This window comes from Marinobacter sp. L-80 (assembly GCF_056859395.1).
The window spans coordinates 69,319-83,470 of record NZ_JBSXOI010000045.1; the positions used below are offsets into that span (position 1 = coordinate 69,319).

Here is a 14,152-nt window from a genome sequence, read left to right on the forward strand (position 1 = left end):
ATGACTGCGACCAAGACGGAATTCAAACTGCCGTTCGTGATCAACGTCCGTGGCATGACCATTCTTCAGGTTGTCGCACTGGTGGACAAGCTGCGCAACTATTACAACGCCCAGTTCAACCATACGGCTGATGAGTTCTACGGTGCCCTGAGCGATGATTTCGACTCGGCCCAGGAGAAAGCTCACGAGCGCGGGCCGTATATCGGTGTCGACAATAACCGCAGTTCAATGCCGGGACTGTTCAGTTCCCGGGCAGTGCCGGAGCCCTGCATGGTGCTGACCGAGGCCGAGATTGACGAATTCGAGGCCCTTGGCATCAAGCCCAAGATGGGCGAGTGGGTCACCACCCCGAATCTTCTGAACCCCGGCACCAGCGAGTACATCGTGGTCAAAAAGCTGGGCCAGATCTATGGATACGCAGAGAAGGAGTACCGGGTTATGGCAAACAGCCCGGCGGATGCCGACCGGAGGTGCAACGCCCTTGGTTGGACTCTCTCAGTTCAGCCGGCTAACCAGTCTTGCTGATCCTCACTTACCCACAATCCTCAACTTCGCCCGCGATCTGCGGGCTCTTCCATGGCTGGGAAGGTTCCAGCCATGCGGGCCTCTGGCCCTTTTGTGTGCACTGAGGCCGGTTGGCTACGCCACGGCTATCGCCGTGAGAAATACACCTTGCAGAGTGTCCTGCGTCTGGTAAAATAGTATTCAGGTTAGGCAAACATACACAGGCAGGAGAACACCCCATGAACAAGATCATCATTCCAGCACTGGCTTTCACTCTTACCGCTTGCGGAGGTGGTGGATCTGGCACTCCAAGCACACCGAACGCTGACAATGGTGGAAACGTTGAGACTGTTGCACCAGCCTTCAACAACGACCACCTGAAGGTGATCAATGCCGATTACGCCCGTAACCGTAGCATCGGTGGCGCTGGCGTCACTGTGGCAATCATCGACTCTGGCGTGAACGTCGATCACAACGAGTTTGCAGGTAAGACTCTGAACCAGAACAGCGGCTCTTATGTGTCTGCGATCAACGCTTACACTTTCGATGAAATCGAAGAGATGGGCCTGTCCGGTCTGGATCTGTACCAGCCGGTCTACACAGGCGCACAGGAAGACGTATTCGGCCACGGCACCCACGTAGCCTCAATGACTTGGGGTGAAAATGTCGGTGTGGCACCGGAGGCCGGCGTAATCATGATGGACGTATACGCGACCACCAACCCGGACTCTCTTGCGGCAAAGGGGCTGATCAGCGATCTGGCAACCATGAGCGTTGAATTCATCAATGCGTCCCTGACCGGCGTGGACTACTACGAGAACAGCGAGTTCATCAATGAGCGTCCGCTGTATGAGGGGCTGGAGACTGCCGGGATGGGCTTTATCGTTGCTGCAGGTAACTTTGGTCTGGATATGACCGAAACGTTCCTCACCAATCCGGTGAACTGTGGCGACCTGTCTGAAACCGAGCGTCAGGACAACCTGACCTGCACTTTCATTTTCGACGCCACCAGCGTTGACCTGCTGGCAAAGGATGCGGAGCTGGCTGACAACTTCCTGTGGGTTGGTGCGGTAGACAACAACGGCCAGCCTGCGGAATTCCTGCTGGCGGGTGGTACCGAAGCTGGTACCAATGTCCCAGGATCAGACGCAGACATTCAGGCGCGTTGGATCAGTGCACCGGGTTCAGCGGTTGATGGCGCGTTCTTTGACACCAACACCGACTACCTGCGGGTTTCCGGCACTTCACAGGCTGCCCCGCTGGTGACAGGTGCTGCGGCTCTGGTCAAAGGCCAGTTTCCCACCCTGAGCAACGTAGCGGTAATGCAAATCCTGCTGGATACTGCTGATAGCAGCTTCAGCGCCTACGATCCGACCATTCACGGTCAGGGCATCCTCGATATTGAAGCGGCCCTGAGCATTGACCCGGCCAACTACGAAGCCCTCTGAGGAGGGCCTTTCTCACGCATTCCAATAGGTACGTTCATGATCGATTTGATTGCTAATGGCAAAAAACTCGGAGGGCTTTATTTTTTTTGGCAATACGATCCCCTGACGCCCATTTTAAAAGTAGGGATGAGCAAAACAATTGAGGCGAGATTGAAGCAGCACAAAGTGGAATTACAGGATGAACGTTTTGTTGGGTTTGTGAACTTCTCCGATCCTGAAATGGCTGAAAAGCATTTTTATTCCGCCACGGAGACAGACAGGTTGCGAAAGAACACTAATCACGAAAACCTTTATATAGGATCAACAGAATCATTGGACAGGGTTATCTTAGGACTTATGAGTGCTGCTTTTATGGATTCTGATTTTCGCCATCCGACTAAGCGACACGTAATAATTTGGCGTGACTGGCAGAAGTACGTTGTTAAGCCGCAAATCGTAAAAATTGGAATCAGACTCGAAAAAGATCTGTCGAAAATGCACCAACTAACATTTAAAAGCGATAAGTTGGCAAGTTTAATTGACCGGTACGGATCGGACGGTGATTAGTTAGAAGCCACAAGTATTGCTGGTATTCAGTTAAGGCAATTCTCCAGACCAGTTTTTGTGAAATCACTCAAAACCTATGACACCCAGGAGCCTGCCGATGAGCAGGCTTTTTTGTGTCTGGCCGTTGGCCAACCGGGGCCTGCGGCCCTTTGTTGTGCACTGAGGCCGGTTGGCTACGCCACGGCTGCGCCGCGGGGAAATAACTCTATATACACCTTGCAAGGTGTACGGTATCTGGTAGAATGGTTTTCAGGTTAGGCAAACAACTTCAGGCAGGAGAATTACCCATGGGCGCAGCAGCTAACATCCAAGACAACACCACTGACCTCCGCGTCGGCCGTCGCATTCATTGCATCCTGTACGGTGGCCGTGATGGCGTCATCAGCGCCGTTGACGGTAAGCCTGGAGTCAGCAAGTCCCTTTCAGCGCTGGGCGGCGCGGTTGTGATCTCCAGCGGCTCAGACGTTCACATTGATGTGGTCTGGGATGACGGCTCTGTCAGCCTTCGTATTCCCGAGTGCATTGCTACCGGCGTGCAGTGGCGCTTCCTCGATGAGGACGACTACACCCAAGCCCAGATTGACGCGGCGAAAGCCTTCGCCAAGGAAACCGCCGAAAAGGCCGAAGCCGAGAAGAAAGCCGCAGCAGAGGCCTTCGATCGGGCTGTAAAGGCCATGCGTGAAAACGAGGAATTCAAGCACCTCGAGCAAGCCCCAGAGGGCGCCGGCATGTACTCCCGCCAGCGCGACAACATGACCGCGAAGAACGTTCGCAAGACCCTGAAAAAAGCTTTCCCGGGCGTGAAGTTCTCCGTTCGCAAGCGCTCCTGCGATGCCCTCTATGTTTCATGGAGCCGTGAGGACGACGGTGAGACCGTCAACCAGCGCACCGTTTCCGATGCCGTCGCCATGTTCAAGACCGGCACCTATAACGCCTATGAGGACTACCACGGTTCGAACAGCTCCGCGTTCAATGTGGTTTATGGCGGCTTTGACTTCATTTTCTGCCAGAGAGACTAAATTCCGCAGCGTTGACGACCTGCTCCCTTGCCCGCTTATGCGGGCTTTTTTGTGTCTGGCGTTCCGCCAGCCCCAGGGCCAGAGGCCCTTTTTGTGTGCACTGAGGCCGATTGGCTACGCCACGGCTGTCGCCGTGAAATTCTCACCATATTACACCTTGCATGGTGTATCGTTGCTGGTAAAATGGAGTTCAGGTTAGGCAATCACAGACAGGCAGGAACATCATGACGACGCACGATATCGACAGCACTACCGATCTTTTCCAGGCACAGGACACTCTCCCCGAGAACGTCCGGGCCATCATCGATCATCACACCAATCTGATCGAGAACGACGACGGCAACGCTTACCTGTTGTGCCGTGACTTTCTGGCTGACCTTGAGCCTCACGGTTACACCTTCGATTACGGCCTTGATGGCGTGCCGTACGATCTGCAGCGCATCGAACTACCGGCTTAAAACCACAGGCAGGAGATAGTCACCATGGGAAAACTACGCGAAATGCTTGGAAGATGCCCGGAAGACAGCCCCTTTTCAAAGGGAAGAAAAGCTGCGGAAGAAGGCCGGGCGGCACCACCGTTTCCCAAGCCTGATTCGGATTGGGCATCTCGGCTCTACTTCAGGGGCTACCAGTCATATAACCGACAGCCCGACAAGAGCTAACCAAAGCCCTTCGGGGCTTTGAGTGCAGCCAAGAACTAAAAGGCAGAATCACGATGATCACGACCACTCAGACCGCTGACGCTTTCTCAAACGATCTGTTCGGCTTCTCCGGACAGACCCTGGAGGATCGGGTAAAGCGTTATGCCTCCGGCGTGCTCTCCCCTGCTATCTGGGCTGGGTACGAGCGAGCAGGCCGCGCCATGTGCATTGCCGCCAGTGAAGCTGGCCAGAGTGCGATTGACCGGGCCATCGCTTATGTCGAGGCTGGCGGTGAGCTGTTCGTGGATTCCGGCGCCTTCGTATATCGGGACCGCCCGGAGGCCATGCCGTGGGATTCGATTATCAAGATCTACCGCAAGATCGCATCGGCCGCCAGCAACCCGGTCACGTTCGTTCTTCCGGATGTGGTGGGCAGCCAGGAGGCCACGCTTGATGTGCTGCAGCACTGGGGCGCTGCCGTACTTGAGGCCATCGGCCCGAAGCATATTGCCCTGCTGCCCGTTCAGCGTGGCGAAGCCCGTCCTTCCCAGTTCATCAAGCAAGCGCTGCTCTGCCTTCCCGGCCCGATCGGTGGCCTGGCAATCCCGAGCAACGCCGCCGCCTTCCCGCCGGAAATGCTCAGCGATCTTGCTTCCGTACCCACATCAGTTCCGCGTCGCGTTCACTTTCTGGGAATAAGCCGGCGATCCAAGGCCCTCCAGGAGCGCCTGTTTCGACTGGAAGAAGTCTGGCCCGGCGCCGAAACATCCTGCGATGCCTGCGAGCACCGCGCACTTGTCGGCAAGGGGAATGCGATCACGGACACCCGGGCTGCCGTTCTTTCTGAAATGTGGGAACACGAGCTGGACGAGTGGGACGACACCGAAGAAGATCCGGAAGCGGCCCTGTCTGAACTGAGAGCTCGCTTCCCCGGATTGGATGATGAGGCCCTTGAGCAATTGATGCTGAGCCAGATTGGCAGCTTCGTTGATACCCAGATGGCGCATTCCCGCCACTCTCGAATTGCCGGCCCCAGGGCTACCGAAGAATCCATTTACCAGTTTGCTACCGGCCGTTTCGGTTAATCGCCACCTACCTCGATATTTCCGCGCCGATCAACGGTTCCTCCGGATCTTTGATTTTGTGTCTGGCGTTCCGCCAGTCGGGGCCTTCGGCCCTTGGTTGTGCACTGAGGCCGGTTGGCTACGCCACGGCTGCGCCGCGGGGAATGACCCTAAATACACCTTGTGTGGTGTACGCCTTGCGCTATAATGGTTCTCAGGTTAGGCAAATAAACACAGGCAGGAGACATACCATGACAACTTCAAACTCCCAGGTCACCCTCACTGAGAACGAAATCGCCGCGGTCAAAATGACTCTTAATTATGATGATCGCGAAAACCAGCATGGTGATAACTACAGCAACGCCGGCATGGATGAAATGACTGCCGGGCTGGGGTGGAACAAGCACCAGGTAGCTGCACTCATGGGAAGCCTGGAGGCCAAGGGGATTGGCTTCTACTGCGAAGAAGACGATTTGTTCTGGCTGACTCCGTTTGGCGTCGACACAATTTTCGACATCATCGAGGCTGAGCAAAAGCAGGCCGCATAAACCCAACTGACCACGAGCCCGGGAAGTCCCGGGCTTTTTTGTGCCTGGCGTTCCGCCAGCCAGGGCGCAGGCGCCCTTTAATGTGCACTGAAGGCAGTTGGCTACGCAACAGCCTGTGGCTGTTTAGTCGACGACTGCAAACCAATCTGCTTTCTGTATATGCCATCCATCAAGGAGAACGTGTTCCCCCTTGTCTTCAACGTCGGCAACGAAGTCTGATACGTGCATGTTGTTAAAGGCATTCAAGAAAGAATGAGGCTCAACACTTGTCTTTTCCAACTCCGCCTCCGTGGGCAGACGCTTCAATACCATTAAAGCCATACAACTTCCTTCAAACTCACAAAAGAATCAACAATTGGAGATTTCACGTTAACAGATTTCATGCTGCAGGGCGCGGTATCTCACCTTCAACCAGAAAAAGTTCAACCGGATATTCCACCGCCTTCGAAGAACCATCCGGCTCCGTGACCACGATGGACACCTTTTCCCGCGTCGTGACCGCAATCATAGGCCGGAGATTGGTAGGCCTCGTTTTCTCAAAGGCCCGGGGCGTAAACAGGGCCCAGTTGACCCCTCGCAATTCGGCCCACAAATCCCGAATGCCCGGCACCGCCGGGCGGTCATCAATCTCCCGGATCCCGGCCTGAACCGCTCGGGCTGAGATGAACTGGAAGGCCTCCACCCCTGCGGCACGCATTGCGCTACCCACATCCTGTGTAAACCGGTAATCCTTGGGATGCACCAGATCCGGGTGAAGATCGTTCCAGGCATCGGACTGGAGCTTTACCCCTCGTTTCGAAGCGATGTCCACTTCAAAGATCGTGTGCTGGGACTTCACCGGTTTCGGGAAGGGTTCCTCCGGATCTGTAACAAACACAAACCGATAGAAGGCCGTTTCAACCAGCGCAGTCTCCGTTCTGGCAGCTCCATAGAACAAGCTGGGTTCAAACGTCCCGCCAAACCGGGATCCCCACATCAAAGGTGGGTAGCGAAAAGGGGTTTTTAGCAGATAGTGGAGGTCGTCTACTGGTTCCGGATATGCAGGCTTGCTGTCTTCCAGCAGTTCCTCCAGGCGGGATTGTTCAGCCGCTGAATCGACAATTTCGGTGGTGGCCACCTGCTCCTGTGACTCTGCAACACGAAAGAGCCGGCCTCTGACCGGCTCGATCGCCTTCTCTACACGTTCGACCAGAGTCAAACCTTGCCCCGGATAGCGTCGATGTACATAACGACTCGAGCCAGACCCTCACAGGTTTGCATCATCTCGCGGGGTGCCTTGCCAAAGCTTTTGTTGGGCGTGGATACCCAGTGCTGCATATTCTCGGCGTCGCCACCAACGACGGCATAAAGGCCCCGATAGATCCGGACGAACATGAGTGCCAGCTCTCCGGCCTTAGACTTCGGATCGATACCGTCCCGGGATATCCCCGTACGCTCACGGCCAACAATGCTCGCAGCATCAGCTTTGCTGATCCCCAGGGCGCCGGCGGCTTTGAACAGCGCTTTGCCCAGCACCTGCCGGTCATCAACCTCTTTTTCTTCGCGAATAGCGGTAGCCATGGATTCGCCCTCCCTTTTGTTGAGCAAAGTATAGTGAATTTTCAACATTTAGCAAATAAATAGGGATTTATCACAAATAACCATGAATACACCTTGCATGGTGTACTATCTCTGGTACAATGGTTCTCAGGTTAGGCAAACAAGCAAAGGCAGGAGAGACACCATGACTACCGCTACCCGTGAAAGAGTCGCTTTCGTTATCCAGGTTCGCGAGCTGAACACAAACAAGGTGGTTGCCACTCAACAGATGAGTGCTGACGCCGGGCGCCTGCTGCGCCATCAGAAGGCCGAGGATCTGGCAAAGCGCTACTCCGACCCCCGGGACTGCTACGCCGTCGAGTTTGAGAAGCTTGCCGGCGAGCCCAAAGGTCACCCGGGCTCTGTCATCGACAAGTACGAGCTGGGTATTTAACCCAGCCGTCACCCCCACTGGCAGAGCGAGGCACACCATGATCAGTATTGAGTCCAAGCAAGGTGAGTTACTGAACCCACTGCGGAAGACCCTTGAAACGTTCCCCGGGGATGTTTTCGAAGGAGACCTGACTGGCCACGGCTACGAGTGGCGGGCGGAGTACACCGTCGATTACGCCCCGTCCAACGAGGATGAAACCGAAGAAGACGAGTTCACACTGACCCTTTCGATTTATCCGAAGTCCGGTACCGGCTCGTTTCGCGCAGAACTGCACCTTGAACACCACGTCCCGGAAGTTGGCGTTGAGGATAAGGAGCGCATCCCTCTCGGTGATCTCGAATCCATGGCCACCGCGCTGGCGAAGCATGCCTGTGAGTGGGACCTGCGAAAGGACACTGTGGAGATAGCCGGCCCCTTCTTAACCAAGGTCGCTGAAATTGCCAGGCAGATATCTGGGGGTGAGCATGCGTAAGCCAGAATTCATCACCTTCACCGGCATTGATGATCGCACGGACCTTACCCGTGCAGACAAGCTGGCCAGTCGGTATCCAATTGAATGGGGCGTCCTGATGTCCGTTCACGCCCGGGATGCCCGGTTCCCGAGTAACCAGATGATTTCGGAACTGACAGACGTTGCCGGCCGGAAGTCTGCGCACCTGTGCGGTGATTACGCTTCCATCCTGACGGTCTGCGGGACATTTCCGGAGCCGTTCAAACTGGGACGGTTCGATCGGGTTCAGGTCAACGGACGCCGGGCGCAGACTCCGAACCTGACAAAGATCGCGAGCGAATCGGAATACGACGTGATCCTTCAGACCAGGAGCATGGCGTTCAATACTGGACAGCCCTTTTTCGAGCTTTTTGATTGCTCCGGCGGCCAAGGCCGCTTCCCAGAGAATATCCCTGCCCTACCCGGCACTGACCAGTTGGTCGGCTACTCCGGCGGCATCGGCCCGGCAACGGTCATCGACTACCTGAAAATGATCGAGGGCGAAGGCCGGTTCTGGATTGATATGGAAGGGCGAGTACGTTCCAACGGTTGGTTTGACCTCGATCTTGTCGAGAAGGTCTGCCAACAGGTTTACGACTGAGTTCAACAGTTTTGACCGGCTGGCACGCCTGCCTGCCAACCTGAATACCGCCAGCCGGTCACCCTATTCGTCCCGGATCAGTCCGGGCAACAGATATAACGGAGAATGACAATGCAACGTTTTTTGAAGGAAGATGCGACATTCAGACAGGACGAGCGCGAAAACGCTGCGTTCCAGGCGGTTGCCAAAGCATGGAATCAGATCCATCGACTCATTCTGGCCCAGGGCAAGCCCTGCACAACCAACGTCATTGGTCACGGGATCTTTTTCATCTTTGATGGTGAGCTGCTGACCCACGAGTGGAATCGCGGCCACGACCAGCCGGACTTCAATGCCACCCACGCACTCTATGAGTTCGAGACCGATGCCGGAGCTCTGGAAGAAGTGCTGGAGGATATGAGGCAGTGGCTGGCGGATCCGACGTTCATATTCCCCGAGAGCGGCGAAGTGACCGTCGATCCCAGCCTGAACGAGCGCCTTGGCTTCAGTCCTGACAATCGCTTCCTTACCAACATCTCTGAGTGAGAGGCCTGATATGGACGAAGAACTGAGAGAGTTGATCATCGAATTCCTGAAGGAAAATCTGACGCTGGATCTCGACACCAAGACAAACTACAGCGGCGGCATGGATGGAGGCCCGCTGTACGAGGACAGCAAAACTCTGAAGCTGCTGATTGATGGAGAAGTCATTTCTGAAATTGGGCTCTGAGCCGCTATAGCTTTACCGAATTGCTGGGCAGGCCCACGCCTGCCGCCTACCTGCCTACCGGGCCTGCCCAGCACCCTTTGCCACTGCCTGCCCGCCATTGAGCGGAACTTTTCCGCCTGGCTCACCCTGTAATGACCAACTATGCATATAAATGGGCTATATGTACGAATATGGTCATTATTGCTGTACTGTTTTTGGGTGCAGAGGTTAATGGAGACGAGCCATGCAAACTCAGCCAACTCGCAACAACACTTCCGTTGACCGCGAAGCCGAAAAAGGCCGTGTCGCGCTGAAAGGCTTTTTCAACATCACCCGGGAATGGGGATGCTCTGAGAACGAACAGCGAATTTTGCTGGGCGACGTTTCCCGGAGCACCCTGCAGAACTGGAAAAAGCTCAAGCCCATTCGGCTCAATCGGGACGTGATGGAGCGCATCAGCTACATCCTTGGTATCTACAAGTCAGTGGGCATGCTTTATCCGACAAAGGATCGAGCCATTGCCCGCATGCGACTGGGCACCACTGACCTGCCGTTCGCCGGCAAGTCAGCCATGGAATTCATGACCCAGGGCTCGATGCGGCATTTGCAGCTTACACGGCGTTACTTCGATGTTCAGCGGGGCTGGACATGACCGGAATGCCTCCCCTGCTCCGACCGCATCTTCTATCAGCCCGAACCCGAGCCCGCGACGCGGGCTTTTTTTTCGCCTGGCCGTTGGCCAGCCGGGGCGCGAGGCGCCCTTTTGTGTGCATTGAGGCCGGTTGGCTACGCCACGGCTGCGCCGCGGAAAATAAAACCTATATACACCTTGCAAGGTGTCTCTGTTCTGCTAAAATTATTTACAGGTTAGGCAAACAAAGACAGACAGGCAGGAGTAGCACCATGTTCTCAATCGAAGATATCGCAAACATCGACAAGACCGCCCTCAAGACCCTGATCGAGCGTGAGGCAGACATTTTCGGCGTCATGAGCCTTGAGAGCGTCGAGCGTGACTTTCTCGAATACGCCAACGGTGAAGGCGCCTATGAAGACTTCCGTTCATGGCGTCAGGCGTGGCGCGGCTACGTTGAGGCCCGTCGAGAAGAATTGGAAGAGTTCGCGGCTGAGATGAAGGAGATGGAAGCGACCAAGAGCCAGCCGGTCGCCGAGGAAAAGGTTATCGCTATCCTTCCGCCGAACGTACCTGCAAAGGTTCTCTCCGCAGAACACCAGATGGCCCTGTTTTAATCCATCCAGCGGGGCCCAGAAGGGCCCCAAAGCCTCTTTTCGGAGTCTTCGACCATGACCACACATCAAACACAAACATCCCGGGCGCCGGCACTCGAGAGCTATGTCGTCCTAAACGAGCACACTCTCGGTATCGTTGTCTCATCAAACATCATGGAAGTTCTTTCCGGTCCTGTCCTCAAAGGGGGGCACGATCCGTTTAAGGGCCCTGTCTTCATCAATCCGGAGACAGATCAACTTCGTCCGGCCACGCTGGCGGATTTTGCAGAATACCGTGTATGCCCTCGGGGGCATCTTCTCCCGATCTAACACTTTTCGGACAATGGCGGGCTAAATGCCCGCTTTCCTAAATTACAGCGCACCGTAAGGGGTCTGATTAGGGAACCATACCGGTTCAGCTATCAATCAGAGGACTATCAGTATGAGCAAAACCTTCACCACCACCGTCTCTGCAGTCATTTTCACAGCGGCGAGCCTACTGGTGCTTTCGATTCAGTACACAGTGGGCCTGGTCGGAACGAGCCACTATTTTCTCGGGCACTTCTTCTTTGGCCTGGCATTCCCGTATCTGGGCTATGGCGTGTTCGCATTGCTTAGAGAGCCTGCCAAGAAGCCAGCCAACTGGGTCATAGCCAGACCGGCCTTAGATCGCTTTCTGTCGAAGGTTATGGTGATAGTCACTGACTTCTATTGCTGGCTGGGGGTGATGACCTTTTGGCACCTCGGAAACGAGCTGTGGGAGGACCAGAAGACCCGAGCCGTGTTCACCGTTGATGTAGACCACCTGACAGCCGGAATCATCGGCCTGGTGTTATCAGCGGCCATTTACGAGGCTATCCGGAAGCAATGGCCCCAGTTCTGAACCATTCCACCATCGAACTATCCGCAGGCTCTTATGGTTGGGCGATTGCCTGCCATGCGGGCCTGTGGCCCTTTTGTGTGCACTGAGGCCGGTTGGCTACGCCACGGCTGCGCCGTGAATATTTCCTGCTAAATACACCTTGCAGGGTGTCTTTGTTCTGGTAAAATTATTAACAGGTTAGGGCAATAAACACAGGCAGGAGAACGACAATGGGCGCAGCAGAGAACTTCGATCTCTTCGGAATTGACGAACTTGATTCTGTCGTCCCGCTGGCCATGCCGGTTGGCTTCAATGAAGAAGACTCCCTTGATGACAAAATTGCGGCCACCGTAGGCGCTATCAAGGCGCAAATGTCTGCAGGCAAGCACATTGTTGTAGCGTGCAGCTTCGGCAAGGACTCAAGCGTACTATTGTCCCTGGCTATCCAGGCGATGGAAGAACTGGTTGCCGAGACTGGCACTGCACCGAAGATGTTCGTGATCACCTCCAACACTCTGTTGGAGAACCCTCTGATGGACAATTACTCCCTCAGTGAGGCGGCAAAGGTTCGCGCCTATGCCAAGGCCAAGAACCTCCCGATCGAAATGCGCATCGCCACCCCCAACACGAGCAACAACTACCTGGTGAACCTGATTGGCGGTCGCCTGATCGCTTCCACGCCGGACGCCGGCCGGAAGTGCACCGTCATGATGAAGATCCAGCCGATCGAGCGTCTGAAGAAGCGTCTGGCCAAAGAAATGGGCTATAGCAAGAAAGAGGCCCGGGACAAGTTCGTCACCCTGATCGGAAAGCGCTACAGCGAGAGTGAGAACCGTGGCCGGGGCATGCGTGCCTCCGGGGAGCGTCCCGACGTTCCCGTCAAGATGGTTCGCGACAAGCAGGGCAAGGCCTATGAGTGGGTCATGAGCCCCATCGCGCACTGGTCACTGGACGATGTGTACTACCTGATCGCGTATGTGCGTAACGACATGATTACCACCTACTCCGATTTCGAGCAGCTGGTGGAGATCTACCGCACAGCTAACGAAGGCCAGTGCATGATCAACGTGTATGCCAAGGGCAAGCCGGCCTCCAGCGGCTGCGGCTCCCGTACTGGCTGTCACATCTGCCTGGCGGTCAAAGACGACTACTCCATGGAAGCAATGCTCCGTGATGATCAGTACGCCTGGATGCGCCCGTTGAACGAGTTCCGCAACTACATCCAGCGGAACCACTTCCGAATCGACAAGCGCAACTGGCTGGCACGTACCGTCAATGAGGACGGCACGATCACCCTCGCACCGAACAGCTATGCTCCGGGGTTCTGCCTTGACCTGCTGCGGTACGCCCTGACCATCGACGCCGATGAGCGCCGGGCAGCTGCTCGCCTGGGTATCGCCCCGCGATTCCAGCTGCTGCGCCTGAAGGACATCATTGCGATTGATTTCCTGTGGAGTCGGTACGGCTACCAGCACGCCCTGATGGCATGCCACACAGCCAACGAAGTGGACAATGGGAAGCGCTGGCCGATTCCAGCGGCCGACCCCAACGAGAGCTACCCGACCAGCCTGCCGAGCATCCGGAAGGTGACTCTACCCTTCGCAGATCGCGAATACGGTCACTTCGCTGTTGGCTCTATGGATGTGCTGGCGGCTGTGACTGACACCTTGGATCCGTTTGCTGTACCGACAGGCGACGAGTTCGATGTAGACGAGGAAGGCGCTGAGCTGTTCTGGGGCTTTGAGCTGGAGAACGCCCTTGAGCGGTACGGCCCGGTCGATGACGACGGCACACGCCGCGATGGCGAGTTCAGCCCGTCCAATGGGGCGCACTACTTCCTGCGCATGGGCACCGTCTCTCTGTTCAAAGGTTCCGAGGGTGAGTTCGAACGAATGATGCAGATGAGCAACCAGATCCACCGCCACGGCCTGCGGGATATCCTGAATGACCCTGAAGCTCTGATCGACAAGCTGAGCCAGCACGGCGACATGCTGCCGGCCGCTGGCGGGCAGTTCGACATCGAGGACCTGATCCGCCTGTCCCGGTCCCAATCCGGGAAAGGAATCATCGCCAAGGAGGTCACCGTCTGACACCAGGGTCCGGAAGGCTCCGGATCCTCAACCGAATTGCTGGGCAGGCCGACGCCTGCCGCCTACCTGCCTACCAGGTCTGCCCAGCACCCATTGCACTGCCCTTGCCCGCTCTGCGGGCTTTTTTTTGTGCGCCCGGCACGGGCGCACTCCTGGAGGTGCAAGTCCTCCCGTGAGCTGGCCACAGCGAACGAAGTGAAGCGCAACTGCGGAAGGGCGACCGACCGTGGGGAGGAAGCGTGGATCGTAAACCGTGAGCCGATGAACAAGAATCGGATACGAGGCACTGCCAAGCAGGGCGAGCGGGCAAGAAGCCGCGAAGCTCTTGTGGCCAAGGCGACGCGGCGTAAATCCGGCGGTTGTGCGGTGAAGGAGTGTGTTCTTACCCGGGGAGATCTCGCCTTATGCCTGAAAGGGCGACGTGGAAGCACGGAGCGAGAAGTCAGCAGAGG

General features: G+C 56.1%; 20 protein-coding genes. 17 read left to right on the plus strand and 3 right to left on the minus strand.

The window, feature by feature from the left end; translation table 11 throughout:
• The 7 genes from AC13E3_RS04140 to AC13E3_RS04170 all read left to right on the plus strand — a co-directional run bounded on the left by AC13E3_RS04140 (position 1) and on the right by AC13E3_RS04170 (position 5,770).
• Positions 1 to 525 carry a hypothetical protein gene (locus AC13E3_RS04140; protein WP_136631140.1) on the plus strand — a complete coding sequence of 175 codons (525 nt, stop codon included), beginning with the start codon at positions 1 to 3 and terminating at the stop codon, positions 523 to 525.
• Between the two features lie 218 nt (positions 526 to 743).
• On the plus strand, positions 744 to 1,952 hold the full coding sequence (locus AC13E3_RS04145) for a S8 family serine peptidase (RefSeq protein ID WP_136631141.1): 1,209 nt from the start codon (positions 744 to 746) through the stop codon (positions 1,950 to 1,952).
• Positions 1,953 to 1,988: 36 nt separating this feature from the next.
• Positions 1,989 to 2,498 carry a hypothetical protein gene (locus AC13E3_RS04150; RefSeq protein ID WP_153637328.1) on the plus strand — a complete coding sequence of 170 codons (510 nt, stop codon included), beginning with the start codon at positions 1,989 to 1,991 and terminating at the stop codon, positions 2,496 to 2,498.
• A gap of 287 nt (positions 2,499 to 2,785) precedes the next feature.
• The gene (locus AC13E3_RS04155; RefSeq protein ID WP_136630348.1) at positions 2,786 to 3,517 is read left to right on the plus strand and encodes an LPD29 domain-containing protein; all 732 of its coding nucleotides are present in this window, start codon (positions 2,786 to 2,788) and stop codon (positions 3,515 to 3,517) included.
• A gap of 224 nt (positions 3,518 to 3,741) precedes the next feature.
• A complete protein-coding gene (locus tag AC13E3_RS04160; protein ID WP_136630347.1) occupies positions 3,742 to 3,975 on the plus strand; it encodes a hypothetical protein in 234 nt (77 codons plus the stop codon).
• 257 nt (positions 3,976 to 4,232) lie between these two features.
• On the plus strand, positions 4,233 to 5,243 hold the full coding sequence (locus AC13E3_RS04165) for a hypothetical protein (protein WP_482901743.1): 1,011 nt from the start codon (positions 4,233 to 4,235) through the stop codon (positions 5,241 to 5,243).
• Positions 5,244 to 5,473: 230 nt separating this feature from the next.
• Positions 5,474 to 5,770, plus strand: a complete 297-nt coding sequence (locus tag AC13E3_RS04170) for a hypothetical protein (protein ID WP_153637327.1) — start codon at positions 5,474 to 5,476, stop codon at positions 5,768 to 5,770.
• 123 nt (positions 5,771 to 5,893) lie between these two features.
• Here AC13E3_RS04170 and AC13E3_RS04175 read toward each other — a convergent pair whose 3' ends face one another.
• Genes AC13E3_RS04175 through AC13E3_RS04185 form a run of 3 tightly spaced genes read right to left on the minus strand, consistent with a single transcriptional unit; the run spans position 5,894 to position 7,330 of the window.
• Positions 5,894 to 6,091 (minus strand): hypothetical protein, encoded by a 198-nt coding sequence (locus AC13E3_RS04175; RefSeq protein WP_136630344.1) that lies wholly within the window; start codon positions 6,089 to 6,091, stop codon positions 5,894 to 5,896.
• A gap of 58 nt (positions 6,092 to 6,149) precedes the next feature.
• Entirely contained in the window at positions 6,150 to 6,968 is an 819-nt protein-coding gene (locus AC13E3_RS04180) for an RES family NAD+ phosphorylase (RefSeq protein WP_136630343.1), read from the minus strand.
• A complete protein-coding gene (locus AC13E3_RS04185; RefSeq protein WP_153637326.1) occupies positions 6,965 to 7,330 on the minus strand; it encodes an MbcA/ParS/Xre antitoxin family protein in 366 nt (121 codons plus the stop codon). Before AC13E3_RS04185 ends, AC13E3_RS04180 begins: the two co-directional genes overlap by 4 nt.
• Before the next feature lie 163 nt (positions 7,331 to 7,493).
• On the opposite strand from AC13E3_RS04185, the gene AC13E3_RS04190 reads away from it, so the two are divergent.
• From AC13E3_RS04190 to AC13E3_RS04235, 10 genes are all read left to right on the plus strand, one after another.
• A complete protein-coding gene (locus AC13E3_RS04190; RefSeq protein ID WP_482901744.1) occupies positions 7,494 to 7,742 on the plus strand; it encodes a hypothetical protein in 249 nt (82 codons plus the stop codon).
• Positions 7,743 to 7,779: 37 nt separating this feature from the next.
• Positions 7,780 to 8,214 carry a hypothetical protein gene (locus tag AC13E3_RS04195; RefSeq protein ID WP_482901745.1) on the plus strand — a complete coding sequence of 145 codons (435 nt, stop codon included), beginning with the start codon at positions 7,780 to 7,782 and terminating at the stop codon, positions 8,212 to 8,214.
• Positions 8,207 to 8,833 (plus strand): hypothetical protein, encoded by a 627-nt coding sequence (locus AC13E3_RS04200; protein ID WP_482901746.1) that lies wholly within the window; start codon positions 8,207 to 8,209, stop codon positions 8,831 to 8,833. Before AC13E3_RS04195 ends, AC13E3_RS04200 begins: the two co-directional genes overlap by 8 nt.
• Before the next feature lie 111 nt (positions 8,834 to 8,944).
• Complete coding sequence (locus AC13E3_RS04205) at positions 8,945 to 9,358, plus strand: hypothetical protein (protein ID WP_136631031.1); 414 nt, start codon at positions 8,945 to 8,947, stop codon at positions 9,356 to 9,358.
• A 10-nt stretch (positions 9,359 to 9,368) separates the two neighbouring features.
• Entirely contained in the window at positions 9,369 to 9,542 is a 174-nt protein-coding gene (locus AC13E3_RS04210; RefSeq protein ID WP_153637323.1) for a hypothetical protein, read from the plus strand.
• A 223-nt stretch (positions 9,543 to 9,765) separates the two neighbouring features.
• Positions 9,766 to 10,173 (plus strand): antitoxin Xre-like helix-turn-helix domain-containing protein, encoded by a 408-nt coding sequence (locus tag AC13E3_RS04215; RefSeq protein WP_136631030.1) that lies wholly within the window; start codon positions 9,766 to 9,768, stop codon positions 10,171 to 10,173.
• Positions 10,174 to 10,424: 251 nt separating this feature from the next.
• Positions 10,425 to 10,769 carry a hypothetical protein gene (locus AC13E3_RS04220; protein WP_482901747.1) on the plus strand — a complete coding sequence of 115 codons (345 nt, stop codon included), beginning with the start codon at positions 10,425 to 10,427 and terminating at the stop codon, positions 10,767 to 10,769.
• Between the two features lie 421 nt (positions 10,770 to 11,190).
• The gene (locus tag AC13E3_RS04225; protein WP_136631027.1) at positions 11,191 to 11,631 is read left to right on the plus strand and encodes a hypothetical protein; all 441 of its coding nucleotides are present in this window, start codon (positions 11,191 to 11,193) and stop codon (positions 11,629 to 11,631) included.
• Between the two features lie 209 nt (positions 11,632 to 11,840).
• Complete coding sequence (locus tag AC13E3_RS04230; protein ID WP_136631026.1) at positions 11,841 to 13,700, plus strand: phosphoadenosine phosphosulfate reductase domain-containing protein; 1,860 nt, start codon at positions 11,841 to 11,843, stop codon at positions 13,698 to 13,700.
• Positions 13,701 to 13,895: 195 nt separating this feature from the next.
• Positions 13,896 to 14,152, plus strand: a 257-nt coding sequence (locus AC13E3_RS04235; protein WP_482901748.1) for a hypothetical protein, incomplete at its 3' end; no start/stop codon positions are given.

Excerpts from the sequence above, each read along its gene's own strand:
- AC13E3_RS04210 (WP_153637323.1), top strand. The coding sequence starts at position 9,369 with ATGGACGAAGAACTGAGAGAGTTGATCATCGAATTCCTGAAGGAAAAT.
- AC13E3_RS04185 (WP_153637326.1), bottom strand. The coding sequence starts at position 7,330 with ATGGCTACCGCTATTCGCGAAGAAAAAGAGGTTGATGACCGGCAGGTG.
- AC13E3_RS04205 (WP_136631031.1), top strand. The coding sequence starts at position 8,945 with ATGCAACGTTTTTTGAAGGAAGATGCGACATTCAGACAGGACGAGCGC.
- AC13E3_RS04220 (WP_482901747.1), top strand. The coding sequence starts at position 10,425 with ATGTTCTCAATCGAAGATATCGCAAACATCGACAAGACCGCCCTCAAG.
- AC13E3_RS04165 (WP_482901743.1), top strand. The coding sequence starts at position 4,233 with ATGATCACGACCACTCAGACCGCTGACGCTTTCTCAAACGATCTGTTC.
- AC13E3_RS04160 (WP_136630347.1), top strand. The coding sequence starts at position 3,742 with ATGACGACGCACGATATCGACAGCACTACCGATCTTTTCCAGGCACAG.
- AC13E3_RS04155 (WP_136630348.1), top strand. The coding sequence starts at position 2,786 with ATGGGCGCAGCAGCTAACATCCAAGACAACACCACTGACCTCCGCGTC.
- AC13E3_RS04150 (WP_153637328.1), top strand. The coding sequence starts at position 1,989 with ATGATCGATTTGATTGCTAATGGCAAAAAACTCGGAGGGCTTTATTTT.
- AC13E3_RS04195 (WP_482901745.1), top strand. The coding sequence starts at position 7,780 with ATGATCAGTATTGAGTCCAAGCAAGGTGAGTTACTGAACCCACTGCGG.
- AC13E3_RS04215 (WP_136631030.1), top strand. The coding sequence starts at position 9,766 with ATGCAAACTCAGCCAACTCGCAACAACACTTCCGTTGACCGCGAAGCC.
- AC13E3_RS04170 (WP_153637327.1), top strand. The coding sequence starts at position 5,474 with ATGACAACTTCAAACTCCCAGGTCACCCTCACTGAGAACGAAATCGCC.
- AC13E3_RS04140 (WP_136631140.1), top strand. The coding sequence starts at position 1 with ATGACTGCGACCAAGACGGAATTCAAACTGCCGTTCGTGATCAACGTC.
- AC13E3_RS04145 (WP_136631141.1), top strand. The coding sequence starts at position 744 with ATGAACAAGATCATCATTCCAGCACTGGCTTTCACTCTTACCGCTTGC.
- AC13E3_RS04230 (WP_136631026.1), top strand. The coding sequence starts at position 11,841 with ATGGGCGCAGCAGAGAACTTCGATCTCTTCGGAATTGACGAACTTGAT.
- AC13E3_RS04225 (WP_136631027.1), top strand. The coding sequence starts at position 11,191 with ATGAGCAAAACCTTCACCACCACCGTCTCTGCAGTCATTTTCACAGCG.
- AC13E3_RS04175 (WP_136630344.1), bottom strand. The coding sequence starts at position 6,091 with ATGGCTTTAATGGTATTGAAGCGTCTGCCCACGGAGGCGGAGTTGGAA.
- AC13E3_RS04190 (WP_482901744.1), top strand. The coding sequence starts at position 7,494 with ATGACTACCGCTACCCGTGAAAGAGTCGCTTTCGTTATCCAGGTTCGC.
- AC13E3_RS04200 (WP_482901746.1), top strand. The coding sequence starts at position 8,207 with ATGCGTAAGCCAGAATTCATCACCTTCACCGGCATTGATGATCGCACG.